At 60.2% G+C, this 25,173-nt stretch carries 23 protein-coding genes; 10 read left to right on the plus strand and 13 right to left on the minus strand.

From position 1 onward, the window contains the following. Positions 1-204: 204 nt before the first annotated feature. Complete coding sequence (locus FIV03_RS24865) at positions 205-1,407, minus strand: methionine gamma-lyase (protein ID WP_152511360.1); 1,203 nt, start codon at positions 1,405-1,407, stop codon at positions 205-207. A gap of 113 nt (positions 1,408-1,520) precedes the next feature. On the opposite strand from FIV03_RS24865, the gene FIV03_RS24870 reads away from it, so the two are divergent. Beyond that, complete coding sequence (locus FIV03_RS24870) at positions 1,521-1,979, plus strand: Lrp/AsnC family transcriptional regulator (RefSeq protein WP_055659083.1); 459 nt, start codon at positions 1,521-1,523, stop codon at positions 1,977-1,979. 16 nt (positions 1,980-1,995) lie between these two features. On the opposite strand, the gene FIV03_RS24875 is transcribed toward FIV03_RS24870, so the two are convergent. From FIV03_RS24875 to FIV03_RS24905, 7 genes are all read right to left on the minus strand, one after another. Continuing rightward, positions 1,996-2,946 carry a branched-chain amino acid ABC transporter permease gene (locus FIV03_RS24875; RefSeq protein WP_022997697.1) on the minus strand — a complete coding sequence of 317 codons (951 nt, stop codon included), beginning with the start codon at positions 2,944-2,946 and terminating at the stop codon, positions 1,996-1,998. Continuing rightward, a complete protein-coding gene (locus FIV03_RS24880; protein WP_022997698.1) occupies positions 2,946-3,836 on the minus strand; it encodes a branched-chain amino acid ABC transporter permease in 891 nt (296 codons plus the stop codon). The genes FIV03_RS24875 and FIV03_RS24880 overlap by 1 nt, the downstream gene beginning before the upstream one ends. Further along, positions 3,833-4,552: an ABC transporter ATP-binding protein gene (locus FIV03_RS24885; protein ID WP_022997699.1), complete on the minus strand. Its 720-nt coding sequence runs from the start codon at positions 4,550-4,552 to the stop codon at positions 3,833-3,835. Before FIV03_RS24885 ends, FIV03_RS24880 begins: the two co-directional genes overlap by 4 nt. Then, positions 4,549-5,322 (minus strand): ABC transporter ATP-binding protein, encoded by a 774-nt coding sequence (locus FIV03_RS24890; RefSeq protein ID WP_022997700.1) that lies wholly within the window; start codon positions 5,320-5,322, stop codon positions 4,549-4,551. The genes FIV03_RS24885 and FIV03_RS24890 overlap by 4 nt, the downstream gene beginning before the upstream one ends. A 17-nt stretch (positions 5,323-5,339) precedes the next feature. After that, positions 5,340-6,542, minus strand: coding sequence for an ABC transporter substrate-binding protein (locus FIV03_RS24895; RefSeq protein WP_152511361.1), 1,203 nt, complete (start codon positions 6,540-6,542; stop codon positions 5,340-5,342). Positions 6,543-6,616: 74 nt separating this feature from the next. Beyond that, the gene (locus tag FIV03_RS24900) at positions 6,617-7,705 is read right to left on the minus strand and encodes a cupin domain-containing protein (RefSeq protein WP_022997702.1); all 1,089 of its coding nucleotides are present in this window, start codon (positions 7,703-7,705) and stop codon (positions 6,617-6,619) included. Between the two features lie 30 nt (positions 7,706-7,735). Then, a complete protein-coding gene (locus tag FIV03_RS24905; RefSeq protein ID WP_209009780.1) occupies positions 7,736-8,443 on the minus strand; it encodes a GntR family transcriptional regulator in 708 nt (235 codons plus the stop codon). A 243-nt stretch (positions 8,444-8,686) separates the two neighbouring features. On the opposite strand from FIV03_RS24905, the gene FIV03_RS24910 reads away from it, so the two are divergent. Next, positions 8,687-9,820 carry an aminotransferase class V-fold PLP-dependent enzyme gene (locus FIV03_RS24910; protein ID WP_152511363.1) on the plus strand — a complete coding sequence of 378 codons (1,134 nt, stop codon included), beginning with the start codon at positions 8,687-8,689 and terminating at the stop codon, positions 9,818-9,820. A 359-nt stretch (positions 9,821-10,179) separates the two neighbouring features. Here FIV03_RS24910 and FIV03_RS24915 read toward each other — a convergent pair whose 3' ends face one another. The 5 genes from FIV03_RS24915 to FIV03_RS24935 are packed head-to-tail and all read right to left on the minus strand — an operon-like array spanning position 10,180 to position 16,754. Continuing rightward, positions 10,180-11,730: an indolepyruvate oxidoreductase subunit beta family protein gene (locus tag FIV03_RS24915; protein WP_173013935.1), complete on the minus strand. Its 1,551-nt coding sequence runs from the start codon at positions 11,728-11,730 to the stop codon at positions 10,180-10,182. Further along, the gene (locus tag FIV03_RS24920; RefSeq protein WP_152511364.1) at positions 11,730-13,880 is read right to left on the minus strand and encodes an indolepyruvate ferredoxin oxidoreductase subunit alpha; all 2,151 of its coding nucleotides are present in this window, start codon (positions 13,878-13,880) and stop codon (positions 11,730-11,732) included. Before FIV03_RS24920 ends, FIV03_RS24915 begins: the two co-directional genes overlap by 1 nt. 23 nt (positions 13,881-13,903) lie before the next feature. Next, positions 13,904-14,398 (minus strand): MarR family transcriptional regulator, encoded by a 495-nt coding sequence (locus FIV03_RS24925; RefSeq protein ID WP_022997707.1) that lies wholly within the window; start codon positions 14,396-14,398, stop codon positions 13,904-13,906. Then, positions 14,395-15,951 (minus strand): NAD(P)/FAD-dependent oxidoreductase, encoded by a 1,557-nt coding sequence (locus FIV03_RS24930; protein WP_152511365.1) that lies wholly within the window; start codon positions 15,949-15,951, stop codon positions 14,395-14,397. Before FIV03_RS24930 ends, FIV03_RS24925 begins: the two co-directional genes overlap by 4 nt. Before the next feature lie 11 nt (positions 15,952-15,962). Next, on the minus strand, positions 15,963-16,754 hold the full coding sequence (locus FIV03_RS24935) for a cyclase family protein (RefSeq protein ID WP_152511366.1): 792 nt from the start codon (positions 16,752-16,754) through the stop codon (positions 15,963-15,965). A 120-nt stretch (positions 16,755-16,874) separates the two neighbouring features. Here FIV03_RS24935 and FIV03_RS24940 point away from each other — a divergent pair, with 120 nt between their 5' ends. The 8 genes from FIV03_RS24940 to gph all read left to right on the plus strand — a co-directional run bounded on the left by FIV03_RS24940 (position 16,875) and on the right by gph (position 25,125). Continuing rightward, positions 16,875-18,434 (plus strand): NAD(P)/FAD-dependent oxidoreductase, encoded by a 1,560-nt coding sequence (locus FIV03_RS24940; protein WP_152512070.1) that lies wholly within the window; start codon positions 16,875-16,877, stop codon positions 18,432-18,434. 50 nt (positions 18,435-18,484) lie between these two features. Next, entirely contained in the window at positions 18,485-20,014 is a 1,530-nt protein-coding gene (locus tag FIV03_RS24945; protein ID WP_152511367.1) for an ABC transporter substrate-binding protein, read from the plus strand. 100 nt (positions 20,015-20,114) lie between these two features. After that, positions 20,115-21,125, plus strand: coding sequence for an ABC transporter permease (locus FIV03_RS24950; protein WP_152511368.1), 1,011 nt, complete (start codon positions 20,115-20,117; stop codon positions 21,123-21,125). Then, positions 21,118-21,969 (plus strand): ABC transporter permease, encoded by an 852-nt coding sequence (locus FIV03_RS24955; protein ID WP_022997713.1) that lies wholly within the window; start codon positions 21,118-21,120, stop codon positions 21,967-21,969. Before FIV03_RS24950 ends, FIV03_RS24955 begins: the two co-directional genes overlap by 8 nt. Next, positions 21,966-22,844 (plus strand): ABC transporter ATP-binding protein, encoded by an 879-nt coding sequence (locus FIV03_RS24960; RefSeq protein ID WP_152511369.1) that lies wholly within the window; start codon positions 21,966-21,968, stop codon positions 22,842-22,844. The genes FIV03_RS24955 and FIV03_RS24960 overlap by 4 nt, the downstream gene beginning before the upstream one ends. Continuing rightward, the gene (locus FIV03_RS24965; protein ID WP_152511370.1) at positions 22,841-23,644 is read left to right on the plus strand and encodes an ABC transporter ATP-binding protein; all 804 of its coding nucleotides are present in this window, start codon (positions 22,841-22,843) and stop codon (positions 23,642-23,644) included. The genes FIV03_RS24960 and FIV03_RS24965 overlap by 4 nt, the downstream gene beginning before the upstream one ends. Positions 23,645-23,911: 267 nt before the next feature. After that, the gene (locus FIV03_RS24970) at positions 23,912-24,466 is read left to right on the plus strand and encodes a thioredoxin family protein (protein WP_152511371.1); all 555 of its coding nucleotides are present in this window, start codon (positions 23,912-23,914) and stop codon (positions 24,464-24,466) included. Further along, on the plus strand, positions 24,463-25,125 hold the full coding sequence (gene gph / locus FIV03_RS24975; RefSeq protein WP_152511372.1) for a phosphoglycolate phosphatase: 663 nt from the start codon (positions 24,463-24,465) through the stop codon (positions 25,123-25,125). The genes FIV03_RS24970 and gph overlap by 4 nt, the downstream gene beginning before the upstream one ends. Positions 25,126-25,173 lie beyond the last annotated feature (48 nt).

The raw sequence follows: 25,173 nt of genomic DNA on the forward strand, positions 1-25,173 counted from the left end.
TTGGGCTGTCCGCCACGTTCCCCGACTCTCATTTCCACCGCTCCATCATCCTGAGGAGCGCGTTCGCGCGCGTCTCGAAGGATGGGCCGCTTGCTCTGAGTATGCCGCCCATCCTTCGAGACAGCGCTTCGCGCTTCCTCAGGATGAGGTTGAGAGGAGGAGAAGCTCTGGAGATCCGTGGAAAGACCTGGGCGTTGACTGAGCTCAGGCCGCCGCCGCAACAGGCACCTGCGGCATGGCCTGCGCCATGTCTTCCAGGATGTCATCTAAGTCTTCCAGGCCCACGGACAGGCGCACGAGGCCGTCGCTGATGCCGTGGGCGGCGCGCTCTTCCGGGGTGTAGGTGGAATGGGTCATGGACGCAGGGTGCTGGATCAGCGTCTCGGCATCGCCCAGGGACACGGCCCGCTGGATCATCTTCAGGCCATTCATCATGGAAATACCGGCTTCCAGACCACCCTTCAGTTCAAAGGCAATCATGCCGCCCGGCTGGCTCATCTGCCTGTTTGCCAGTTCGTGCTGCTCGAAGCTCTCAAGTCCCGGGAAATGGACCTTTGAGACCGCCGGATGGCCTTCCAGCCATTCGGCGACCTTCTGCGCGGACGCACAGTGCCTGTCCATGCGCAGGGCAAGCGTCTTCAAACCGCGCAGGATCAGCATGGCACTGAACGGGGCCATCACCGCGCCGGTCATGTCCTTCATGCCGACGAGACGGATCTCCTGGATCTGGTCGGCCCGTCCGGCAACCAGACCGGCCACGACGTCACCATGACCACCCAGATACTTGGTGGCCGAATGCAGAACGAGGTCGGCGCCAAGTTCGATCGGGCGGGTGAGATAAGGCGTTGCATAGGTGTTGTCGACGATTACCGTCGCGCCGGCCTCATGTGCGATTTCCGAAACGTGGCTGATGTCGACAAGGCGCATGTTCGGGTTGGCCGGGGTCTCGAAATAGACAACCCGGGTCTTGTCGGAAATGACGCTGCGCAGGTTTTCAGGATCGGTCAGGTCCACATGGGTGATCTTGATGCCGAACTTGGTCAGGCCATGGCGCATATAGGCAAAGGTGCAGCCGTAAAGGGTTTCGTCGACGATGATCTCGTCCCCCGGTGCCACGAGCGTCCAAAGGGTCGCGGTGATCGCGCCCATGCCGGAAGAAAGCGCGAGACCGGCTTCCGCTCCTTCCAGATCCGCAATGCGGCGTTCCAGAAGATCCAGCGTCGGATTGGAAATGCGGCTGTAGATATGCCCTGCCCGCTCGCCCGCGAACATCTCGCCGCCGGCTTCCGCCGTCTCGAACACGAAGGTGGAGGTCAGATGCAGCGGCGGTGTCAGAGACCCCTCGTTTTCAAGCGGATTGTAAGCGAGGTGGATCGCACGGCTGGCAAAACCCTTGTAGGCACTCATGGCTGTCTCCCTGATTTCAGCCTGAGCAATATGATCCAATCATGAGGGTGATAGATTTCAAAATCTGTCAGTGATAGCCTTTAGATTAGCATAATCTGCCAATCGAGCTTCAAATGGACAAGAAAGACCGACAGATCATCCGCGCGCTGCAGCGGGATGGCCGCATGACCAACCAGGACCTGGCGGAAGCGGTCAACCTGTCGCCCTCGCCCTGCTTGCGCCGGCTCCGGAACCTGGAAGCCTCCGGGGCAATCAAGGGGTTTTCGGTGGATGTGGATGCTGCCGCCTACGGTCTGCCGATCACCGTCTTCGTCCGCATCCGGCTGGAGCGCCACAACGAGGAAGATGTGCGCCGGTTCGAAAGCCGGATGCAGACCATCGAGGAGGTTCTGGAATGCCACGTGCTGACCGGCGCGATGGATTATCAGCTGCGCGTGGTGGTGTCGGATCTTGAAGCCTATGAGACCTTCATCCGCAACCGCATTCATCCGATCGGCGGCATTGCGTCGATCGATACCAGTTTCGTTTATGGTACCGTCAAGAAGACGGCGGTGTTTCCACCGCTCGCCTGACCTGACAGCACTGTTGCTATTCCTGCCGGAATTTCACTGGCGGCGATTTCTCCGGCAACAGTCCGGACCGGAAACGCTGCAGCACCACCTGCAGAAGCAGACCCACCAGCAGCATGCGGATGAACGAACTGCGGGTCGCCCATTCCGGCGGCAGGCGGTTGGTGAAGATTTCCGTCACGGACCAAAGCGTCCAGATGGTCAAGGCGCCGAGGATGGCCCCCCTGTTGTTGCCGGAGCCACCGGCCATCAGCATCACCCACACAAGGAAGGTCACCAGCAGCGGATCGGTGGCCGTGGGCGACAGGAAGCGGAAATAATGCGCTGACAGGCCACCGGCGATCCCCATGATGGCGCAACCGATGACGAAGGTCTGGATCCTGAATTTCTCGACGTTCTTGCCGACGGCCGCCGCCGAAGCCTCGTTGTCGCGGATCGCACGCAGGCTGCGGCCCCACGGGCTGTCGTGCAGGCGCGAGGCAGCCAGATAGACCAGCAACACCACGAACCAGACAAAGCCGAGAAACACGATGTCCCCCATGCGCCCGGTGGTGAGGTCCGCCAAAGGCCTTGGAATGCGGGACAGGCCCAGACTGCCGTTTGTGAGCCAGCTTTCGTTGACGATGACGAGCCGCAGGATCTCGGCGATCCCGATGGAGGCCATCGCCAGATAGTCGCTCTTGAGACGCACGCAGATCTTGGCCACCGCCCAGCCGGCAAGCCCGGCGAGTATCGCAGCCCCGATCAATCCAATCGGCACAGGCAGGCCAAAGCCCCCGAGATGCTTGGACGAGGCCGCGGTTGTCAGGATCGCCGAGGTATAGGCCCCAACACCGTAGAACCCGGCGATGCCGGCGTTGAAGAGGCCGCCCATGCCCCATTGTACATTCAGGGCAAGGCACAGGATTGCGTAGATACCGCCCAGGATCAGAAGACTGACCGCATAGAAAAAGAGACCGGTGAGTTCCATCAGAGCAACCTCCCCTTGAAGAGGCCCTGGGGCCGGAAGATGAGCAGGCCGATCATCAGGACGAAAGCGACCGCCGTCTTGTAGGACGGAGAGATGAGCGCATCGTCACCGATCCAGTGGTAGGAGGACAGTTCCTCGGCCAGGCCGATGATGAAACCACCTGCCATGGCGCCCATCGGCTTGCCGATCCCACCCAGAATGGCGGCGGCAAACATAGGCATCAGCAGGTTCCAGCCCAGATTGGGGTGAGCACTGGTGTTCAAGGCGGCAAAGGTTCCGGCGATCGCCGCCAGAGCCGCGCCGATAATCCACGTCCAGCGAATGACCTTGGCGGTATCCAGACCGGAAACTTCGGCCAGTTCCGGATCGTCGGCGACTGCCCGCATGGACCGGCCGGTTCTTGTGACGGTCAGGAAGTAGTGCAGAAGCACGGCAATGATCGCTGTCGAGATCACCGCCTGCAGATGCAGCACCGACACCCGAAAGGTATCGAACAGGACCAGCGGCGGTTTAACGCCTGTCGAAAACACCTGGTTTTGAGAACCCCAGACCAATTGAACGATCGAGCGGAAGACCAGCGCAATGCCGAAGGACGAGATCACCGTGTAAATGGTCGGCAGCTCGCGCAGTGGCTTGTAGAAATAGCGGTCGACCAGAAGCGCCGAGACGATCGTGAGTGCCATGCCGAAGGGGATCAGCAGAAGCGGATTGACCGGGACGATGGCAGCCATGGCCAGCACACCGTAAGTGCCCAGGGTCATCAGATCGCCGTGCGCAAAATGGGCAAAGCGCAGGATGCCGAAGATCATGGAAATCCCGACGGCGCCAAGCGCGTAAATGCTGCCAATGGCCAGCGCCGGGAACAGATAGAAATTCACGAACTCGATCATGCCGCCGCTCCCCCGAGGAAGAGGCGCCGCACGTCTTCATCCGCCAGCAACTCCTTGCCGGTTCCGCTGGCATAGTTTCGCCCGTTCACCAGGATATGGCCGTGATCGGCAATCTGCAGAGCCTGGCGGGCATTCTGTTCCACCATCAATATCGTGATCCCGGTTTTTCGGATGTCGAGAAGCAGGTCGAAGATCCGCTCCAGATAGGCAGGCGACAGACCCGCTGTCGGCTCGTCCAGCAGCACCAGCTTCGGGTCGCTCATCAACGCGCGGCCCATGGCAACCATCTGCCGCTGCCCACCCGAAAGCTCGCCAGCAGGCTGTTTTAACTTGTCCCGCAGGTCGGGAAACAGGGAGAGCACACGTTCGCGCGTCGCCGCTTTATCCTTTGGTGGAGCTGCATAGGTTCCGACATCAAGGTTTTCGTCTACGGACATGGTCGCAAAGACGTTTTTCGTCTGAGGCACTGCCGAAACACCGAGCGGAACAAGAGCGGACGTCTTGCAGCCCGCCAATTCCTTTGCGCCAAGTTTGATCGACCCGGCGGAGACGGTGGTCAGTGCGAAGATGGTTTTGAGCAAGGTCGACTTGCCGGCGCCGTTCGGCCCGAGAATGACCGCGATCTCGCCAGGTTCAACAGTCAACGAGACCTCTTCGATGATGGGCGGACCGCCATAGCCGGCGCTGACGTTTGTGACGGAAAGTCGCTCGGTCATAGCTGCGCCTCGTATTTTCCGCCGCCGAAATAGGCTTCGATCACACGTTCGTCGTTACGCACGTCTTCGACCGAACCTTCTGTCAGGAGCGTGCCCTGCGCCATGACCAGCACGTGGTCGCACAGCTTGGAAACGTAGTCGAGGTCATGCTCGATGAGACAGAAGGTCAGGCCCCGTTCCCGGTTCAGCATCAGGATCTTGTCCGCCAGCTTGGACAGAAGCGTGCGGTTGATGCCGGCACCGATCTCGTCCAGCAGGATGATCTTCGGGTTGCGCATCAAGGCGCGGCCGAGTTCGACCAGCTTCTTCTGACCACCGGAAAGATTGCCTGCCTTCTCGTCGATGACATGGTCCAGTTCAAGCAGGCGGACAGTGTCCCGCGCAGTCTCATAGATTTCCTGCTCCTCGGCCTGGTAGTGGCCGCGGCGGAAGATCACGTTGAAGACATTCTCGCCTTCCGGCGCCGAGGCAGACGCCATCAGGTTTTCGAGAACCGAGAGATGCCCGAATTCGTGAGGTATCTGGAAGGTGCGTGCGAGGCCGGCCTTGGCCCGTTGATGGGGTTTGAGCGCAGTTATGTCCTTCCCGTCCAGAAGCACCCGGCCGGCACTGGGCCGGATTGCACCTGCAATGACGTTGAAGGCGGTTGTTTTTCCCGCACCGTTCGGCCCGATCAGGCCGGTGATGCGGCCTGCGCCGATCTTGAAGCTTGCATGGTCAATAGCCCGCAAACCACCAAAATCGACGCAGATTTTGTCCAGCTCAATCACGCTGTCGCCTTGTCGGCTTATTCGACGATTTCGACTTGCTTGTAGCCGTCGCCGTCCACGACGAACTTGCCGATGTAGCCACCGACATCGCCGTTTTCATCGAACTCCGCGGAGCCGCTGGCACCGTCATAGTCGATGTCCTTGCCTTCCTTGATCAGCGCAATCGCCTTTGCCCATTCACCCGGGCCGACTTTCTCGCCCGGAGCCATGGCGACTTCCTTCAGGGCTTCGGCAATCTTTGCGCGGTCAGTCGAACCGGCCTTTTCAACGGCCAGCAGGGCGAGGAAGGTTGCGTCATAGGTCTGGTCGACAAAAGCCTTGTCGGCACCTTCGCCAAATTCGGCGTTGAAGGCATCATGAAGAGACTGCTGGGCCGGGTTTTCAGCCGGAGACGTCGGTGAGGAGAAGAACGAGGTCTTCAGGGCATCTGCGCCAACGTTCTGGATCAGCAGTTCGTCACGAAGACCATCCGTGCCGATGAATTTGGTGAAGAGGCCACCTTCAATGGCCTGACGGACGATCTTGCCGCCGCTGTCGCCGGCATAGGCGATCACAACCAGCGCCTCGGCATCCCCCTTGGCCAGGCTTGCGAGTTCCGAACGGTAGGAATCCTTCTTTTCTTCGTGCTTCGCCTCGGCGACGATTTCACCGCCGGCTTCGGTGTAGGCGTCGATGAATGTTTCGCCGATACCGACGCCATAGTCATTGTTGACGAAGGTGAGCGCGACTTTCTTGATGCCTTCGTCCATCACCATCTTGGCGAGGATCTCACCCTGATAGTTGTCTGAAGGCACAATGCGGAACACCAGGCCGTTGTCTTCCAGGAAGGTCATGGCCGGAGAGGTCGCGGTTGGCGAGATCTGCGGCACACCCGCCGGAATGATTGCAGCTTCGGCAGCGGCAATGGTGGTGCCAGACATGAGCGAACCCATGATGATCGGCACGTTTTCAACGTTCACCAGTTTCTGGGCAGCGTCGACCGCGCCCTGTGCGGTACCCGTGGTGTCACCGTAGACGGCAACTGCCGTGCCCCCCAGCAGACCGCCCTGCTCGTTCACCTGCTTGACCGCGAGATCGGCTGCATTTTGAAGCGGCGGAATGAAGTTGGCGATCGGACCCGTGATGTCCATCAGGATACCGATCTTGGTGTCGTCCGCCAGTGCGGCGGTGCCCGTGCCCAGCAACGCTGCTGCGGCCACAAATGTCGTCAATTTTCTCATGCTGTCATCCCCTCATGGCTTGACCTTGAACTCCTGCACAGCCTGTTCTTTCCTCCTCGACAGGCTTTGTCATTTCAGTCGCGCAGGACCTCCGTTTCGAACCGGCCCGGCAGGCTGACTTCCAGCAGTTCCAGGTCGGCAGTTGCTTCCGCGTATCGCGTCGCCATGTTCGGCGGGATCACGAAGGCGTCTCCGGCAGACAGGCGGTAAGGATCTTTGCCTTCGCCCTCCAGGGTCATTTCGCCTGCCAGCACAAAGTTGAATAGAATATCGCAGTCATGACGCGTCCAAGGAGAGGCCTCCCCGACCGGACGAGCCACCATAACAGATGCCACGCCTCGGGTGTTGTCACAGATGGTGGTGTCGCGTGCCTCAAAACCCGGAATGCGGAACGGTTCAAAAACGCCGTCCTGTGCCAGGCTGTGCACGAATTTCTGTCCTTGCCACTCCCGGTCCGGTCGCTCATGGGGCGTCGGCAGGGTCATCTCGTGGTCGATCTCGGTAATGTGCTCGGCAGGGACGCCGATCTCGATCACCTCGATCCCTTCGGCGGCATGCATCACGCGGTGACGGATTTCCGGCGGCTGGATGAAACAGTCACCAGCCCTCAGACGGCGCATGCCGCCCTGATCTTCATAAAGAACGTCAACCCAGCCGTGGACACAAAAGATCAGCTGAAACCCGACCTTGTGGAAGTGAACCATGTCCGGAACCGGCCCGTCCGGAACCCGGATATGCGAGGCGATCATGGCGCCGCCAAGCCGTGTAGGCACAAGATCCCGATAGGACATGCCCGCCCGGCCGATCACCCATGGGGCCTGGTCTGCCAGACGGCGCACCACGAAGGCGTGCTCGGTTTCAGGCATTACGAGCGGTGGATTGAGTTCGTCGATCTCGACACGTGTCCCGCTCGGGGAGACCAGCAGGCGCTCACCATCTGCAAATTCATCCGGATTTTCCGTCAGAATTCGCAGCGTGCCCGGTGCTTCACTTGCACCCTTTTCCACCCGCACGCGCAAGCCGTGACCGGAAAACACCGCAATTTCCGGGCTGTCGGCCGGATAGATCATGTCCAGCCGCATGTTCAGCTTCTTGGTGAAGAACGGCAGGTCCTTGGCAAGGTCCTGTGTCGGTAGTCTGACTTCCGCGCGGGTTTCCGTCATGTCCTGTCCATCGCTCCCTGTACCCCCGCTTCAGCCTGCCTGTGCAGAGGATGTTGTGTTCTGATTGCCGGAGTCCTCATGTGCTGCGAGGTAGGCCGCCTCCCCTTCAAAAACGAACCGCAGGATCCGGTCGCTTGCAGCAACCGCGTCCCGGCGGCAGAAAGCCTGATAAAGCTGGGTGTTACCGGCAACGATCAACGGATGGTTCGCCTGATGGGCAAAGGTCATCAGGCGAACGGCCTGCACCTGCGTCATGTAGCGCTGCAGCGCCTTGCGCAACGAAACATTCGGCACGGCGGCAATCCAGCTGTTGCGGAAAATCTCGCAGGCCCGATGCAAATGCTCGGTATCCCCCGCCGCCATGGCCGAACCCGCATCCTTGAGGATGTCGTCCAGTCCCTTCAACTCGTCTGCCGACAGGCTGAGCGCTGCCATGGCGGCTGCCCGCGGCTCGAGAAGACGGCGCAGATCGAAAATTTCCAGAATTTCCTGGTGGTCGAGACGCGGCAGCACAAAGCCCCGCGTTGTCGGTTCCAGATAGCCTTCATGGGCAAGACGCATCAGGGCATCACGAGCCGGCATGCGGGAAACGCCGAATTCGGCCGCCACAGCGGTGTCGACAAGGCGGATATCCTGACCAAGTTCCCCGCGCTGGATGCGCCCCATGAGCAGGTCGTGGATCTGTCCGCTGGTGCTTTGCACGCCCGAAGTGGAGGCAGTTGATTTTCCTGCTGTCACCGGCAAGCCTCCCTCGTCACGAACCGCGCCACCACGGCAAATTCGTATACAGAACAGTTCAAGCCAAAACAGGAACTCAGCCTATTCAACCCACTTTCAGGCATTTTAAAAGTCCTTTAAGCTTGAACTATCTCAAAAACTGTATACGAATATTCCTGTGACGGTCAATAGCGTGTTTGAGACGGAAATGGATCTGTTTCAGCACCCCGGTTGACCGAAGGAAACGACATTTCGGGGGACCGCATGACGACCAGGGAAGACGGCTACTTCCTCTATCATTCCATCGGCCAGTATCCCGGCAAGGAAGCCGGATTGAGCGCCGCAATGGCCGAGCTGGCTGCCGTCTGGAGCGCTCCGAACGATCAGCAGTGGCCCTATCTGCTCGGCAAGCGCGGGGAGTTCATCGATTACTGGCGCGCGATCATCGATGCACCCGCCGGGTCTGCCACGACCTGCGAGAACGTTACCCAGGGCGTCGACATGGTCATGCGTTCGCTGCCGGACGGTTTGCTGCGTGGCCGCAAGGTGCTGGTGGCCGCAGACTGTTTCCCTTCCAATCACTTTCTTCTCACCCGTCTGCAGGAACGGCTCGGCTTCGAGCTGGTAACCGTGCGGGCCCGTCAGGGCGCAAATTTCGTTGCGGACGAAGACATGATCGCCGAATGGGACCGCGATGTCGCGCTCTGCCTGATCACCTGGGTCAGCTCCACTACCTCAAGACGCTCGGATCTGGAAACCCTTGTTGACCATGGCCGCTCGATGGGCAGCATCATCGGCGTGGACATCACCCAGGCCGCAGGTCTCCTGCCCTATTCGGTTGAGGCACCGAACGTGGATTTTGTGGTCTCGACCAGTCTCAAATGGATGTGTGGTACACCAGGAGCAGGTATCTTGTATGTCCACCCGGACCTGATCCGGGATTGCAGGCCGGAGCTGTGCGGCTGGTTCAGTCAGGACAACCCGTTCAACTGGGATATCGACGCCTTCGAATATGCTTCTGACATCCGCCGCTTCGACAACGGCACGCCGTCGATCATGCCCGCGGCCGCCTCCGTACCCGCCCTCAAGTGGCATGCCGACGCCGACAGGGAGTCCATCCTGCGCAGCAACCGGCACCTTTGCGGCATCCTGATCGATGGCGCGGATGACCTTGGCCTGAAGCTGCTCACACCGAGATCAGAAGAAGATCGTGGCGGCAGTCTCATGTTCGGACTTGCTTCGCCAGAACAAGCCGTGCAGGTGCTGACCCATCTGCGTGATGCCGGTTTTTCCGCAGATACCCGTGTCGCAACCCTGCGCCTGTCTCCAGGCATCCAGACGAGCGAAGAGGCCACACGCGAAGTCGTGGCGGAACTGGGGAAGGCACTGGCAGGATGAGCCGGGAGGCCGTTTCGCCGGAGCCAGCACAAGCGGCCCATCCTTCGAGACGGCCTGACGGCCTCCTCAGGATGAGGGTGTGGGTGTAGCAGCCCGGAAAGTTGCCTCTCTGAATCGCAAACTTGCTCCAACCTCATCCTGAGGAAGCGCGGAGCGCTGTCTCGAAGGATGGGCTGCAAACTCGGCACGCGCCTACGCAAATCCGGACCCCACTCGCCTGCTCTCTTCGCCAGGAACGAGGCGAAGACTTGCCTTGAAGCCCGGATACTCTGGAAATAGGTACCCCCGGGTCTCGCTATGCTCGCCAGGGGGTTAATCGAGGGGTATGTCCCGTCATTGAGTTCCGGGACACCCTTCCCTCAAACGAAGCTCTCAACCGTCTTCAGCGCCCCATCGAGATCCGTGCCCTTTTCGTCCTTGAGCGCAGCTTCACGCAGGCGGGCAACCCATTCAGGACCATCGTTCCGGTTTTCCACCATCCTTGCCCCGGCCAGCACCTTGTCGAATTTCGACAGGCCTCTTGCATGGGTGTCGGAATAGCCCTTGATAAGCCTGCGGCAGCGCAGGGTTTCCACGGCCATGGCATAGCGGTCCGGCAGGTAACCGGAGACCATCTTCAGCCAGCTTTCCAAATGATCCTGCTCCATCCGGTGGCGCAGCGTCTTGCGGCGCCAGCCGCGCAAACCACCGAGGAAATAGAGCATTGCAAATCCGCGCAGGCTATCGGTGCGGATCCGGCGGCCGCGGTTGAACCAGCGGTCGATGCGGCTCATCCAGACCGGATCGTTCTCCATCTTCCGGCCCATCTTTTCCGGCAGCAGGCCGACGATTTCTTCCGCACGCGGGTGAAGATAGTCGGTCAGATGCATCAGCTTGCCGTCCTTCACCTGCATTTCCGTTTCGATCCGGTCGAAACGCTGCGACCGCGTCTTCAGGTCAGCAACCCGAATGACATCGTCATAGGCCATTGCATTGGCGATATACTTGGCAGCCTCGCGGGAGAGTTCGTAATCCTTCTCCGCGCTATCCCGGCTGACGAGACTTTCCAGCCTGCCGAGATACTCCGCCCCATAGTCGGTATCCTGGAAATCGACGACTTTCTGCAGTCCCGCCCGCGCCATCTCGCGAACAGGCTCCGGCAGAGCCGCGACCTTTGCCTCCAGAGATGCCCAGGCCTTCTGCGCCATGTCCGGCCCGGCCGGTCTGACAATTTCCTGCCTGGTGGGTTTTGCGGCTTCAACCTTCGGCTCTTCGCCGTTTTTCGCCAGATCGTAACCTGCGGCGAATGCCCTGAGGCTTGCCTCAACACCCTTGCCGCCGGCGCGAATGGCCTCTTCAAAAGCCGCCCGTTCGAAGGGCAAAGCGCCGGAGCCAGCCAGTGCGCCAAAAAGGGAAGCAGAGATCACGGACCCAACTTTCAGGGCAGCCGTATCCATATCAGCAAGAACAAGCTTCTGTGCTGCCAGTTCAGCTGCCGCTTTTACCTCCTCCGAGGACGCCATGCCGTCGCCCGGCACGGTTTTTTCGGAAACCGCAAGCATGCGGTGAGTCGAAGCAATCAACGTGGTGCGATCGGGGGTCACGAAACCGCGAATGATTGCACGCCCGGCCTCCATCATTTCCGCGGCAATGATAATGTCGACATCACCAGAAGATGGTGCGAGCGAAAAGACGGGGGCCGCGACATCGCCCGGCGCCATCTCCATATAGTAGATGGTCGCACCGGTTCTCTGGGCGACACCGGCCACACTCGTTGCCTGACAATGATAGCCTTGTGACCTGGCCAGGCCTTCGATCCAGTTGGTCAGAACGCCGCCGCCCTGACCGCCAACGGCCAGGATGGCGAGTTTGATGATCCCTTCGAGCGCCGGATCTGCCGGTCTGGCATCCAGTGGCAATGCAAGCGACATCACGCGCCCTCCCCGGTAAAGGTCAGACGGGAGCCGGCCCGCCGCGTCTGCAGCCAGTTGATGATCTTTGTGCGAAGCCCCGCATACCAGGCTTCAAAGCCTGTCGGGTTATGAACCACTTTCGCTTCATAGAAGGACGGACACAGGATGGCCGCGTCGGCGACTTCACCGCAGTTGCCACAGCCCACGCAGGACTGGTCGATATGTACCACAGGATCATCCCGCAGCGGGTCATCCAGTTTCTTCAGCGAAAGCGACGGACATCCGGACAGACGGATGCAGGCGTGATCGCCAGTGCAGACGTCCTGATCGACGCCGAACCGCGGCACCTCGACCCGCTCGCCGCCTGCAATCGCCTTGTTGCGCTGGGGCTTTTCCCGGCGCTGGCGGTTGAGCATGCATTCGGAGGACGCGACGATCACCTTCGGACCATCATACTCGGTCGTCAGTGCCTCGCGAATGGTTTCGCGCATCCGGGTGACATCATAGGTCCGGTCGATCTGCCGGATCCACTTGACCCCCGCCCCTTGCAACGCCTTGGTTATCGGGTTGTTGGTCGACTTGGTCTTGTTCTTCGCCCGGCTGGAGGGAATGTCCTGTCCCCCGGTTGCCGCCGAATAATAGTTGTCGACGATGATCGCGACGCTGTCGGACTTGTTGAACACCATGTTGCCGATGGAAGTGCTGAGGCCGTTATGCCAGAAGCCGCCATCGCCGATGATCGAAATTGCACGCCTCTCGCCGCCGCCGTCAAAGGCCGCGTTCGAGGCCGGCCCGAGGCCGTAGCCCATGGTCGATCCGCCAATTTCGAAGGGCGGCAGGCAGGCAAACAAATGGCAGCCGATGTCACCGGTGATCTGATGCTGGCCGACTTCCTGTTCCACCATCTTCAACGAGGCAAAGATCGGGCGTTCCGGACACCCGGTACAAAAGCCCGGCGGACGGATCGGCACGGTCTTGGAAAGATCCGGCAGTTCCGGCTTGGGCGCGTTCGGCGCCAGTACCTTGCCCGGCAGAAGCTCGGGCGCGTACTGGCGAACGAAGGTGTCCAGACCGTCGAGCATGATCTGGCCGGTGTATTCACCCGCACGTGGGAAAATGCCCTTTCCTTCCAGCTTCGTCGTCCGGCCTTCCTTGTAGAGCATCGCCCCGAGCTGCTGCTCGATAAACTCCGGCTGGCCTTCCTCGACCATCAGCACGGCTTCTTTGCCGGCGCAGAATTCAAGCAGTTCGGATTTAACCAGAGGATAGGTGACGTTGAGCACATGAAGCGGGATGGATGTGTTCCCGCTGATATCGGCAAGTCCTAACCGTTGCAGTGCCCGGATGACACTGTTGTAGATGCCGCCGAGGCAGACGATCCCGACCTTGCCCTCTTTCGGGCCGAAATGCTCGTTCAGACGATTTTCCAGAATGAACTTTTCAGCAGCAGGCCAGCGGTTGTCGATCTTGTCATGCTCATGCGCATAGGACATCGGCGGCAGGACAACGCGCTTGAAATCGCGCATCGGACTGGAGAGCGCGTCGCGCACGGACAGCGGCGGCGGAACGTTATCCCGGGTTTCGAACCGGCCAGTGACATGGCAGGAGCGGATGCGCACCATCAGCATGACCGGCGAATTGCTGGCTTCCGACAGGGCAAAGCCGTCGCCAACGGATTTGACGATGGATGCCAGGTTCGGGCGCGGATCGAGCAGCCAGAACTGAGATTTCATGGCAAAGGCGTAGGAACGCTCCTGCATGATGGAGCTGCCTTCGCCGTAATCCTCGCCGACGATGACAAGCGCACCGCCGTTAACGCCGGACGAGGCCAGGTTGGCGAGTGCATCGGAAGCGACATTGACGCCGACAGAACCCTTGAAGGTGACGGCACCACGAATGGGATAATGCACGGAGGCAGCCAGCATGGCGGCGGCAGCGGCTTCCGAGGCATTGGCCTCGAAACGGATGCCGAGTTCGCCCAGAAGATCCTCCGCATCGGCAAGCACATCCATCAGATGGGAGATCGGCGCCCCCTGATAGCCGCCGACATAGCCGACACCGTTTTCCAGGAGTGCCTTGGTGATGGCCAGAATACCTTCACCCGTGAAGGTGTCTCCTGTTCCCTTGCGAAGATGCTCTACCTCAGCCTTGAACGACCTTTCGGCCATCGGCTCCTCCTTACGCGATCAACTCATATCGGGTGCTTGCGCACGTTCTTCAAAATTGCCTGCAGCGTGGCGACGAAGGCCCGCTGGTCCGCGTCGCTGATGCCCTTGAACATCTGCCGGTATGCACCAGCCAGATGCGGCCAGAGCTGCTCATGCGTGTCGCGCCCCTTGGGCGTCAGATGAATGCGGACGGCACGGCTGTCGTCCTTGTCGGCAACGCGCCGGACAAGCCCGTCCCGTTCCAGTGCGTCCAGCGCCCGGCTGAGCGTCGACACTTCGACGACCGCATAAATGGCAAGTTCGCGGATCAGCAGGCCGTCGATCACGGACAAGACGGCAAGCGTACGCATCTTCGGCGTCGTCAGGCCCAGATTGGCCATTTCGTCACGCAGCGCCGCGTTGTAGCGGCCCATGATACGGTTCATCAGATAGGGCGGGAAATTCTCCAGCCCAATTTCGCCAAGCCGCTGCACACGTGCTTCTTCCGTGATGACGTCCGTCCGATCCTCGTTGCTCATGCACCCATCCATTTCGCCAGATTGTAGCCGGACCCGCCACCGAGCCCCGGCCCCGGATGGGTCGAAGCGCCGATCATGTGCAGGTTCCGGATTTGGGTGGCGCTATTAACGGAATGAGCAAAGGGGCGCCAGATGAAAAACTGATCGATGCTGCAGGCCCCGCCATAGGGATCACCACCGACCAGATTGATATTGATGTCGTTCAGATCCGCTGGCGAATAAGCCCGCCGTGCAAGCTTGATCTGATCGAAGTTGCGGATATGCCGCTTCAGGATTTCTTCAAGCCGGTCGGCAAAGGCCTCCCGGGTTGCTTCGGTCCATTCCGGACCGGTCTCGATTTTGCCTGCGGCGTCGCCCTTGATCCTGCGCGGAGCGTCAGGGATCTGAAGCCACAGGACTCCCTTCCCTTCCGGCGCCCTTGAGGGGTCCAGACGATGCGGCTGGCCAACACATATCGTCGGAACTTCAGGCAGAAGACCCCGCTCAGCCTCGTTGGCGGACTTGGAAACACTGTCGATGCCGTCCGCAAGGTGGATCAGCGCAACATCCTCAAGCCCTTCAACGATCCAGTCCGGATCACCGTCCAGAGCATAGTGAAGCTGGAAATTGCCGCGGCCGTAGCGGTATTTCTGCGTGGCTTCCGGGAGTGCTTCCTGTTTCAAAAGCCGCTGATAGAGCTGCGTTGGCGTGACGGAGGCAATTATCGACTGCGCCTTGATGGTTTCACCGCTTGCCGATTCAACGCCGATCGCCTTTCCGTCCTTCACCAGGACACGTTCGACATCGACACCGGTGCGGATCTTGCCCCCCTTGGCCTCAATCAATTTTCGGAACGCCTCCGGCACGGAGCCGGAGCCACCCTTGGCCACCGGAGCGCCGGCAGCTTCCAGCGCAAAAGCAATCACCCGGCCCATCTGACCCGAATAGGTACTTTCCGGCGTCAAACCGGTGTGCAGGACCCAGGGTGCCCAAAGCGCCTGCAGGGTTTCGCTCCGATAGTTCCCTTCCAGCCAGCCGCGAGCCGGCTGCAGGCAGGCACCGAGCCACGCCTTCAATCCGCCAAGGCCACGTTTCCAGGCTTGGGCGAGCATCAGGCGCGCCATCTTGCCAGACCAGAGCGGGCTCCCCAGCAAGGCAAACAGAAACTCCGCGTCGGCTTCGATACCGCCGACGTCGGCCGCATGCTGCTTGCCGTCGCCTGCCGCGAGGGCTTCGAAGGCGGCAATGTTGGCCGCGCGGTCCATCGTCAGCTTCAGCGCCTCCCCTCCCGGCCGTAAAACGGCGGTCGGATGCGGCGTGTGGCAGAATTCAAGACCATGCCGGCCAAGATCTTCCGCCAACTCCGCATAGGCAGGTGAGGTTATGAAAAGAACGAAGGTGGCCGCCATCACATCGTGCCGGAACCCGGGCAGCGTGATTTCCTCTGTCCGCATACAGCCGCCTAGGACGTCTGAGCGTTCCAGAAGCAGAACCGGCTCCCCTCTGCGCGACAGCATTGCTGCCGCGACGAGGGCATTTATACCGGAGCCGACGATTACGTGCGGAGCGGCCATTTCGAGACGCCTCAGGCTTTCGGAACCAGAGCCAGTGCCCGGATGGGGCTACCAGTGCCGCGTTCGATTTTCAGCGGAGCGGCAATCAGGATCGCCCCCTTGGCTGGCAGCTTGTCGAGATTGGCAAGCGATGCCAGACCGAAGCAGTTGTCCCTGTGCAACAGGTTATGCGCCGGGAACGGCGGCTCCATGCCACCGGCCTGACCGGCATCAGTGCCGATGCACTGGCTGCCCCAGCCTACGATCTTCTTCGACAGCAGGTATTCAATGGCATCCGGCGTCGGTCCGGGGCTGTGCGGGCCCGCTTCGTCGGCATTGAGGAACGCGGCTTCATCGCCGGCGCGTTTGTCCCAGTCGGTGCGCATCACGACCCACTCACCTGAACCGATCTCGCCGTGCTCGGCTTCCCAGGCCTTGATCAAATCCGCAGTCAGCAGAAAATCAGGATCTGCAGTGCTTTCCTTGGAGCAGTCGATCACATTGACCGGCGCAATCAGACGCTGCACATCCAGCGTGTCCGTAAAGCCGTCGCTGTAGTCCTTCCCGGTAATCCAGTGATGCGGCGCATCGAAATGCGTACCGGAGTGTTCCCCCAGAACCATCCAGTTCCAGGCGAAGAAAGGACCGTCGGCGTCATATTCACTGATCTTGTGGATCTCGACCTTCGGCGTATTCTTTGCAAAATCAGGCGGAAGTTGCAGGATCGGCGTATTCGGACCCAGAACGCCCGTGCAATCCACCACTTCCACTTCTCCGGACAGGAGTTTAGCTCCAAGCCCGCTGAGCGCGCTCTCTGCAGACATAATCGTTCCCTCTGTACCTCTGTGGCCTGTCGGCTCGTTATCACAATTCAATGCTAGACAGATTTATTTGTATTTGCAATTATCTTCTGCGAACGACGGAGGGGATTGATCGTGACCGAGGTGTTGGACGGCGTCATTATCGGCAGCGGGCATAACAGCCTTGCCTGCGCTGTTCATCTTGCAGCTCAAGGCTGGAAAGTCGGTGTCTTCGAGCGCGCGGGGGAACCTGGCGGTGCGGTCAAATCCGGCGAGTACACGCTTCCCGGCTACCGCCACGACTGGGCGGCCATGAACCTTTCCCTGTTTGCAGGTTCCGCCTTCTTCAAGCAATACTCTGAGGAACTGGGCAGCCACGGTCTGGCTTTCGCGCCAGCATCCAATTGTTTCTCTTCCGTTTTTCCGGACGGCACCTGGCTTGGCGTCAGCAACGATCTGGAAACGACAGCTTCGCGAATCGAAAAGATCTGCCCGGAAGACGCACATGTCTGGCGGGCACTGACATCGGAATTTCCGGGACGCGCAGAGACCTTGTTCGCGCTTCTGGGCAGTCCGGCAAAAAAACGTGCATTTGCATATATATTGTTCAAGGAGTGGCGAAAAAGCGGTTCGGACGGCGTGCTGGACCTTGCCCGCTTTCTGCTATCCTCGCCGCGCGACTGGCTGAACACAACCTTCACATCACCGAAGGTGCGTGCCCTTCTTGCTGCCTGGGGGATGCATCTGGATTTTGCACCCGACATTTCAGGCGGCGCGCTGTTCCCCTACCTGGAAGGCATGGTCAATCAGGCTTTCGGCATGGTCCTGGGTCAGGGCGGTGCGGATACGATCGTCAAGGCCATGGTTTCGCAGATCGAAGCTTCGGGCGGATCGGTGACCTGCAATGCAGAAGTCACGCGCGTGATTGTCGAGAATGGACAGGCACGCGGCATCGAGCTCAAGGACGGTCGGCAGATCATGGCCCGCAAGGCGGTGATCGCCAACGTCGCCCCATCCGCCTTGCTGAAACTTGCGGGCGAAACCGGCAACGCGCGGTATGACCTCGGCCTGAAGAAGTCAGCACATGCGCCGGGCACGATGATGATCCATCTTGCCATGGATGCCCTGCCCGACTGGACCGCAGGTGAAGAGCTGAAAAAATTCGCCTATGTGCACATGGCTCCGGACCTCGATCAGATGGCACGAACCTACGCACAGGCCCAGGCCGGCCTTCTGCCGGAAGAACCGGTGATTGTCTGCGGTCAGCCAACCGTCGTCGATCCGAGCCGGGCACCGGAGGGCAAGCATGTTCTCTGGCTTCAGGTTCGCATGGCACCCGGCACCATCAAGGGCGACGCCGCCGGCAAGATCACGGCCACCGACTGGACCGAAGCGGCGGAACCGTTCGCCGAACGCGCACTCGACATTCTGGAACGTTATGCCCCCGGCACGAGGGCCAAGATCCTCGGCCGCCATATCGTATCGCCCGCCCTGCTGGAGGCGGACAATCCCAACCTGGTCGGAGGAGACCAGGTTTGCGGAAGCCATCATCTGACCCAGCATTTCATGTTCAGGCCCGTACGCGGCTTTGCCGACGGAACGACGCCGGTTGGAAACCTTTACCACACCGGCGCGGCCGTCTGGCCCGGTGCGGGAACCGGCGCAGGGCCCGGATATCTGCTTGCACAAAAACTTGCCGGATAGCGACAAAAACAAACGCACCGGCACCAGAGGTAAAATGGGGAACAGTAACCATGAGAGTTTCAAGACGCACACTGCTTAAAAGTGCGGCCGCCAGCGGATTGCTGACAGCCGTCGGAACACCGGTAGCATTCGCCAGCGATATCGAAGAGCTGGTGATCGCCTATAACGTCAACCTGCCGAGCTGGGACCCGACAGTCGGCCCTTCAGCGGTCAACCCGACCATCCAGGGCATCTACCAGTCCGTGTTCGACATGTTCATTCATCAGAACACGGACCTCAGCTTTGCGCCGGGTATTATCACCGCCTGGGGCTGGAACGACGACAAGTCGAAGATCTGGATGGATGTGCGCGAAGGCGTCACCTGGCACAACGGTGATCCGCTGACACCGGAAGACATCGTCTGGTCGCTGGAACGTGCCGGCAATCCGGACACGGGCAATCCGATCCAGTTCATCTGGGGCAAGGTCGGCAACTTCCAGATCGACGGAAACAAGATCACTGCCGACGTCAAGGAATACGAGCCCACCATCTTCAAGTGGATGAGCTTCCTGACCGGCTATGTGATGCCGAAGAAATACTATGAGGAAGTCGGCGCAGACGGCTTCGAGGCCAAGCCGATCGGCACCGGGCCTTACATGGTCGACAAGTTCGAGCGCAACGCCTTCGTCCGGCTGAAAGCCAACGAGAACTACTGGGGCGGCGCACCGGAGTTCAAGACGGTCACGATCAAGTTCGTCACCGATGCGTCCAGCCGAACCTTCGAGGTGATGTCGGGCAATGCGCATGTCACGCTGGAAATGCCTTACGAGGAATTCGACCGGCTGAAGGAAAACGACGGCATCGTCGGCACCGCAGCCCCGATCTCCGACATCGGCATGATCTTCATCAACGATGTCGATCCGATGCTGGACGAAAACGTGCGCAAGGCGATGGCCTATTCCATCGACAAGAAGACCATCATCGAGCGTCTCCTGTCGGGATACGGCGTGCCCATCGACACGCTGCAGACACCTGACTATTCCGCTTATGATGCTTCGATCACCGTTCCCTACGACCCGGACAAGGCGAAGGAACTGCTGGCGGCCTCCGGCTTCGGTCCGGACAATCCGGTCAAGTTCAAGATCCAGACCACCCGCGGCTTCAAGCCCAAGGATTACGAGATCATTCAGGCCATCGTCGGCTTGTGGCGCAAGATCGGCATCGAGGCGGAAATCGAAGTCTACGAAATCGCCAAGCATTACGAATTGCGCGCGGCCGATACGCTGGCCCCGGCAGCCTTCTACAACTGGGGCAATGCCATTGGCGACCCGACCACCTCGACCGGCTTTGCCATGTTCGGTCCCTCGCCTCACTCCGTCTGGGATGGCGAAGAGTTGATGCAGCAAATCCTGCCGCTTTGGGGCGAGGCTGACGAGGACAAGCGTATCGAAGGCTGGAAGGAAGTCGATCGCCACATTGCAGACAATGCCCTGGTCATTCCGCTCCTGCAGTATGTGCAGCCGATCCTGCACAGCGACAAGGTCAAGGTCACGCCGCACGCTTCCGGCGCGCTGCTGCCTGCGTTGATGACGCGTTCCTAAAAATCCGGAATTTTCGAACCCGCCTTCGCCGCAGCACCCTCCAAAGCTTGCTCCCGGGGTGTTGCGGCGACTTTTTCCGATTTTTGGACCAAATACCGTCATGCAAATCGTGCGCGCGCTGCTGACGCGCCTCATCACAACGCTTATCACCCTGTTCGGGGCCGCGATCATCGTGTTCGTGGTCATCCGGGTCGTCCCTGGCAACCCCATCGCCATGATGCTGCCGCCCGGGGCGACAGATGCCGACATTGACCGGCTGAAAGCGCTTTACGGGCTCGACAAGAGCATCTTCGAACAGTTCGTGATCTGGATCTCCAACGTGATCCAGGGTGATTTCGGCACGTCCATCACCCTGCGCCAACCGGTCTACGACCTGGTGATCGGCCGCCTGCCGGCCACGCTGGAACTCTCGGTCATGGCCTTGCTGATCGCCGTCATCATCGGAGGTGCTGCCGCTCTCACGGCAACGCTCTACCGCGGTTCCAAGGTGGAAGGCGGGATCGACGTTGCCGGCGGCATCGCGCTGTCCCTGCCGGATTTTCTTTGGGGGCTGGCGCTGATCCTGCTGTTCGGCGTGCTGTGGCCCCTGTTTCACATTTCCGGCCGGATATCGCCTTCGCTCGGGTTCGAGTTCAGCTCCAACTTCTATCTCTTCGAAGCGCTCGCCCGGTTCCGGTTCGACGTGGTGCTGGATCTCATGGGGCACATGCTCATGCCGGCGCTTGCACTGGCAATCCCGTTGGCAGCCATCATCCTGCAGCTCCTCAAGCAATCCCTGAAGGAATGCATGCACGACGATTACATCACCCTGGCCCGGACAAAGGGCTATTCGGAAAGCTCGATCATCCTGCGTGATGCCCTGCCGAACGCGATCCTTCCCACGCTGACGCTTATCGGCGTCCAGTTCACATTTCTCATAGGTGGCACGGTCATCATCGAACGCCTGTTTTCCTACGAAGGTCTCGGCAACATGGCGATCGACGCGGTAATCAACCGTGACCTGCCGTTGATCCAGGGCATCGTCCTGATTTTTGCCCTGCTCTTCACGATGGTCAATCTGGTGGTGGACATGGCCTATGCCGCCCTGAACCCGAGGCTGCGCCATGCGTGACGCCCGAGGACATATCCGTCGCCTGCCCGGTCTTCGGCTCTGGCTCAGTGGCGGCTGGCTCACCTTCCTGGTGCTGGCAGCCGTCTTCGCCCCCCTGATCAGCCCGCATGACCCGCTGGCGCAGGATCTTTTCGCCGGACGTCTGCCGCCCTTCTTCGAACAAGGTGCCGACCCGGCCTATTTGCTGGGAACCGACAGCCTCGGCCGCGACGTGCTCAGCCGCATGCTCTACGGCGCAAGACTTGCGCTGATCGTGGCTCTGGTTGCCGGAACGCTTACCTGCCTTATCGGGGCAACACTTGGCCTGATCGCAGGGTACTATCGGGGCTGGGCGGATCTGGTGATCTCCCGTTTCATCGACATCTGGATGGCCTTCCCGCCGGTCCTCTTTGCGATCCTGCTGATTGCGGTTCTGGGAACCGGACTGATGTCCGTCATCATCGCCATCGTCGTCATTGACTGGACCCGCTTTGCGCGCGTCGTCCGGGCCGAAGCGATGAGCCAGGGGGCGATGGACTATGTGGCTTCGGCGCAGGTTGCCGGACGCACCCGTTTCGGCACCGCCCTGACCGAGATCCTGCCGAACGTCCTGCCGACCATCGTCGCCCTCTTGACGCTGGAAATGGGTATCGCGGTGATCGTCGAGGCGATCCTGTCCTTCGTGAACCTCTCCATTTCCACGGACCAGCCGACCTGGGGCGGCATGATTGCCGAAGGCCGTACCTCCATCTATCAGGCCTGGTGGGTTCTCGTGTTTCCCTTGTTCGCGCTTTTCCTGACGGTGCTGAGCTTTTCCCAGCTCGGCGAAGGCCTGAAGGACCATTTCGATCCGGTGCTGCGATGAGCTTTTTGTCCATTCAGGACCTGACGGTCCAGCTGAAGAACGGCATGCCGCTGCTCCGGCATGTCTCACTTGATGTGGAGCCTGGCGAGGTGCGTGCACTTGTCGGGGAAAGTGGCGCAGGCAAGAGCATGATCGGCAAGGCTGTTCTCGGCATTCTGCCGAAGGCCGCAAGGTTGATCGGGGGCAAGATCCTGCTCGACGGGGAAGACCTGCAGACGCTTTCCCAAAAGGCGAGACGCCAGCGGATTGGCGCCCGCGCGGCCCTGATACCACAGGACCCGCTCACCGCGCTCAATCCATCCCGCCGTGTCGGGCCGCAGATCACGGACAGGCTGGTTGACATTCTCGGCTGGAAACGACCAGACGCGGAAAAACGGGCGTTGGAGCTGTTGGAAGAGGTCCACATCCAGTCACCGGAACGGGTGATGAAGGCCTATCCGCACGAACTGTCCGGCGGCATGCGCCAGCGTATCCTGATTGCGTCCGCCTTTGCCGCTGAACCGAAGCTGATCATCGCAGACGAGCCGACGACTGCGCTCGACGTGACCGTTCAAAAGCAGATCCTCAAGCTGATCCGCGAAATGCAGCAGCGCCACGGCACTGCTCTGCTGTTCGTCACCCACGATCTGGGTGTCGTCTCGAAGATAGCCCAGTCACTGACAGTGCTCTATGCGGGCAAGGTGATTGAAGAAACCTCCGTCGAGAACTTCTTTGCCGCGCCTTCGCACGCCTATTCGAAGGCCCTGCTCGCGGCAACGCCGAAATACACGGACCCGCAAGGCTCACTGACACCTGTACCGGAAGGCGTGACGAAAGCGGTGGAAGCTGAAGTGGCTGCCTTCGACGCACAATTGAAGGCAGGAGCCCGGCCATGAGCGACATCATCTACGAGCTGAAAGACCTGCACGTCTCCTTTCCCGACATGTCCCGCAAACCGCTTTTGGGCGCGGCACCGCGGATCGACGTTCTGAAAGGCCTATCCTTCGATATTCCCAAGGGCGAAGTCCTCGGCATTGTCGGAGGGTCCGGATCGGGCAAATCCACGCTCGGCAGGGCACTGATCCGCCTGATCGAACCGGACAGTGGCGCGATCCGGTTTGAAGGCACTGACATCACCCATCTTCATGAGGACAGCCTGCGGCCCCTGCGCCGGCGCTTCCAGATGATCTTTCAGGACCCGATGTCTTCACTCAATCCTCGCCGGCGGGTCGGCGGTATCATCGCCGGGCCACTGCGCCTTCAGGGGCTCGACAACATCAAGGGCCGGGTCGACGAAGCACTCGACATGGTTGGCCTGCCCCTGCATTTCGCGACCCGCTATCCACACGAGTTGTCCGGCGGTCAACGCCAGCGCGTCGGGATAGCAAGGGCAATCGCCCTGAAGCCCGACTTCATCCTGGCCGACGAGATCGTGTCCGGGCTCGATGTGTCCTCCCAGGCCCAGGTGCTCAACCTGCTTGAGAGCCTCGTCAAGGACCTCGGCCTCACCCTGGCCTTCATCAGTCATGATCTCTCGGTGATCCGGCGGCTGTGTACCCGCATCCTGGTGCTCTACAAGGGCGAGATTGTCGAAAACTCCGAAACGGCGGAACTCTTCGCCAATCCGAAAGCGGATTACACACGCACTCTGCTCGACGCAATTCCGCTGCCTGATCCGAAACAGGCCTGGCTCTGAAACAACAATCTGGCACCTGTCCGGATTGCCGGATCGGTGCCACAAGTCCGGTCGGCCCGTGGAATGTGTCTTCGTTTGCCTGGGGTCGAGCCAGTGCGCTTTTCCGGTCGTTGATTTTTACGTTCAGCGCTTGCCATCTTGCCGGATGCTGGTGCTCCGGCCTTTAGCTGTTGGCGATTTTCCTCCATCCGGTCACTTCATTTCTTCCATGGGGTGACCTACTCTATCCTTTTGACAAAGCGCATCATTCCAAGGGGAGACGAAACGATGGCCGCCATTCCGCCTGTTTGCGATTTTGGCTGGAAAGCACCCGATTTCGAATTGCCCGCGACCGACGGCAAGACCTACAAGCTTTCAGACATTGCCGGCCCCAAGGGCACGCTGATCATGTTCATCTGCAACCATTGTCCTTATGTGGTTGCCGTCCGTGACAGGATCCTGCGCGATGCCCGTGACCTGCAGGCAATTGGCATCGGCGTTGCTGCAATCAGTGCCAATGACGTCGAGAGCTATCCCGAAGACAGTTTTGAGAAAATGACTGAACTGGCGAAGCGGGAAAACTTCCCTTTCCCTTACCTCTTTGACGAAAACCAGTCAGTCGCCCGCGCCTATGACGCGGTCTGCACACCGGATTTCTTTGGCTTCAATTCAGCGCTGGAACTTCAATACCGTGGGCGACTTGATGCCTCCCGCAGGGAGACGGGGCCAGCAGACCTTCGGCGTGATCTGTTCGAAGCGATGCGACAGGTTGCAGAAACGGGCAAGGGACCGGACGACCAGATCCCGTCCATGGGATGCTCCATCAAATGGAAGGCGGCATGAGTCCGATTCTGATTTTCGACCTCGATGGCACGCTGATCGACAGCGCCCAGGATCTTCATGCAGCTGCATGCCGCCTTCTGGAAGGCGAAGGCCTGCCGGCGCTGCCGCTTGAAACCATCCGCTCCTTCATCGGCAACGGTATTCCGACGCTGGTTGACCGTATCATCGATGCCACCGGCTTGCAGACGAGAGACCGCACACGTCTCATTTCGAGCTTCCTGGAGGATTACCAGGCGCATGCGACCGATCTGACGGCCCCCTACCCTGACGTCGAAGCCACGCTCAACCACTTGCTGCAGTCCGGACATACGTTGGCGATCTGCACCAACAAACCGCAGCGGCCCGCCGAGAAGATTATCGAAGACCTGGGTTTGTCCCGTTACTTCCAGGGCCTGGTCGGCGGGGACAGCCTGACGGAACGCAAACCGGACCCGGCCGGGCTGCATTACCTGCAATCGTCCCTCGGCGGCGGTCCGGTCGTTTATGTCGGCGACAGCGAGGTCGATGCGGAAACGGCTGTCAATGCGGGCATGCCCTTTGCACTGTTCACCGAAGGCTACCGCAAACGTCCCATTTCCGAGATTCCGCACGCTGTGTCCTTTTCGAGCTTCAAGGACCTGCCCGCACTTGCGCAGAACCTGTTGTCAACGCCTGCCTGACACAGGCTTTCGACATGTTTGCAGCCTTCAGTGCAGACATTGAGCTGG

It is taken from the genome of Labrenzia sp. THAF187b (assembly GCF_009363375.1).
Taxonomy (GTDB): domain Bacteria; phylum Pseudomonadota; class Alphaproteobacteria; order Rhizobiales; family Stappiaceae; genus Roseibium; species Roseibium algicola.

What these genes read in the sequence shown, in the direction of transcription:
- FIV03_RS24970 (WP_152511371.1), top strand. Translation starts at nt 23,912, where the DNA reads ATGGCCGCCATTCCGCCTGTTTGCGATTTTGGCTGGAAAGCACCCGAT.
- FIV03_RS24925 (WP_022997707.1), bottom strand. Translation starts at nt 14,398, where the DNA reads ATGAGCAACGAGGATCGGACGGACGTCATCACGGAAGAAGCACGTGTG.
- FIV03_RS24915 (WP_173013935.1), bottom strand. Translation starts at nt 11,730, where the DNA reads ATGTCGCTTGCATTGCCACTGGATGCCAGACCGGCAGATCCGGCGCTC.
- FIV03_RS24880 (WP_022997698.1), bottom strand. Translation starts at nt 3,836, where the DNA reads ATGATCGAGTTCGTGAATTTCTATCTGTTCCCGGCGCTGGCCATTGGC.
- FIV03_RS24865 (WP_152511360.1), bottom strand. Translation starts at nt 1,407, where the DNA reads ATGAGTGCCTACAAGGGTTTTGCCAGCCGTGCGATCCACCTCGCTTAC.
- FIV03_RS24910 (WP_152511363.1), top strand. Translation starts at nt 8,687, where the DNA reads ATGACGACCAGGGAAGACGGCTACTTCCTCTATCATTCCATCGGCCAG.
- FIV03_RS24960 (WP_152511369.1), top strand. Translation starts at nt 21,966, where the DNA reads ATGAGCTTTTTGTCCATTCAGGACCTGACGGTCCAGCTGAAGAACGGC.
- FIV03_RS24875 (WP_022997697.1), bottom strand. Translation starts at nt 2,946, where the DNA reads ATGGAACTCACCGGTCTCTTTTTCTATGCGGTCAGTCTTCTGATCCTG.
- gph (WP_152511372.1), top strand. Translation starts at nt 24,463, where the DNA reads ATGAGTCCGATTCTGATTTTCGACCTCGATGGCACGCTGATCGACAGC.
- FIV03_RS24950 (WP_152511368.1), top strand. Translation starts at nt 20,115, where the DNA reads ATGCAAATCGTGCGCGCGCTGCTGACGCGCCTCATCACAACGCTTATC.
- FIV03_RS24900 (WP_022997702.1), bottom strand. Translation starts at nt 7,705, where the DNA reads ATGACGGAAACCCGCGCGGAAGTCAGACTACCGACACAGGACCTTGCC.
- FIV03_RS24935 (WP_152511366.1), bottom strand. Translation starts at nt 16,754, where the DNA reads ATGTCTGCAGAGAGCGCGCTCAGCGGGCTTGGAGCTAAACTCCTGTCC.
- FIV03_RS24895 (WP_152511361.1), bottom strand. Translation starts at nt 6,542, where the DNA reads ATGAGAAAATTGACGACATTTGTGGCCGCAGCAGCGTTGCTGGGCACG.
- FIV03_RS24920 (WP_152511364.1), bottom strand. Translation starts at nt 13,880, where the DNA reads ATGGCCGAAAGGTCGTTCAAGGCTGAGGTAGAGCATCTTCGCAAGGGA.
- FIV03_RS24930 (WP_152511365.1), bottom strand. Translation starts at nt 15,951, where the DNA reads ATGGCCGCTCCGCACGTAATCGTCGGCTCCGGTATAAATGCCCTCGTC.
- FIV03_RS24965 (WP_152511370.1), top strand. Translation starts at nt 22,841, where the DNA reads ATGAGCGACATCATCTACGAGCTGAAAGACCTGCACGTCTCCTTTCCC.
- FIV03_RS24870 (WP_055659083.1), top strand. Translation starts at nt 1,521, where the DNA reads ATGGACAAGAAAGACCGACAGATCATCCGCGCGCTGCAGCGGGATGGC.
- FIV03_RS24955 (WP_022997713.1), top strand. Translation starts at nt 21,118, where the DNA reads ATGCGTGACGCCCGAGGACATATCCGTCGCCTGCCCGGTCTTCGGCTC.
- FIV03_RS24945 (WP_152511367.1), top strand. Translation starts at nt 18,485, where the DNA reads ATGAGAGTTTCAAGACGCACACTGCTTAAAAGTGCGGCCGCCAGCGGA.
- FIV03_RS24885 (WP_022997699.1), bottom strand. Translation starts at nt 4,552, where the DNA reads ATGACCGAGCGACTTTCCGTCACAAACGTCAGCGCCGGCTATGGCGGT.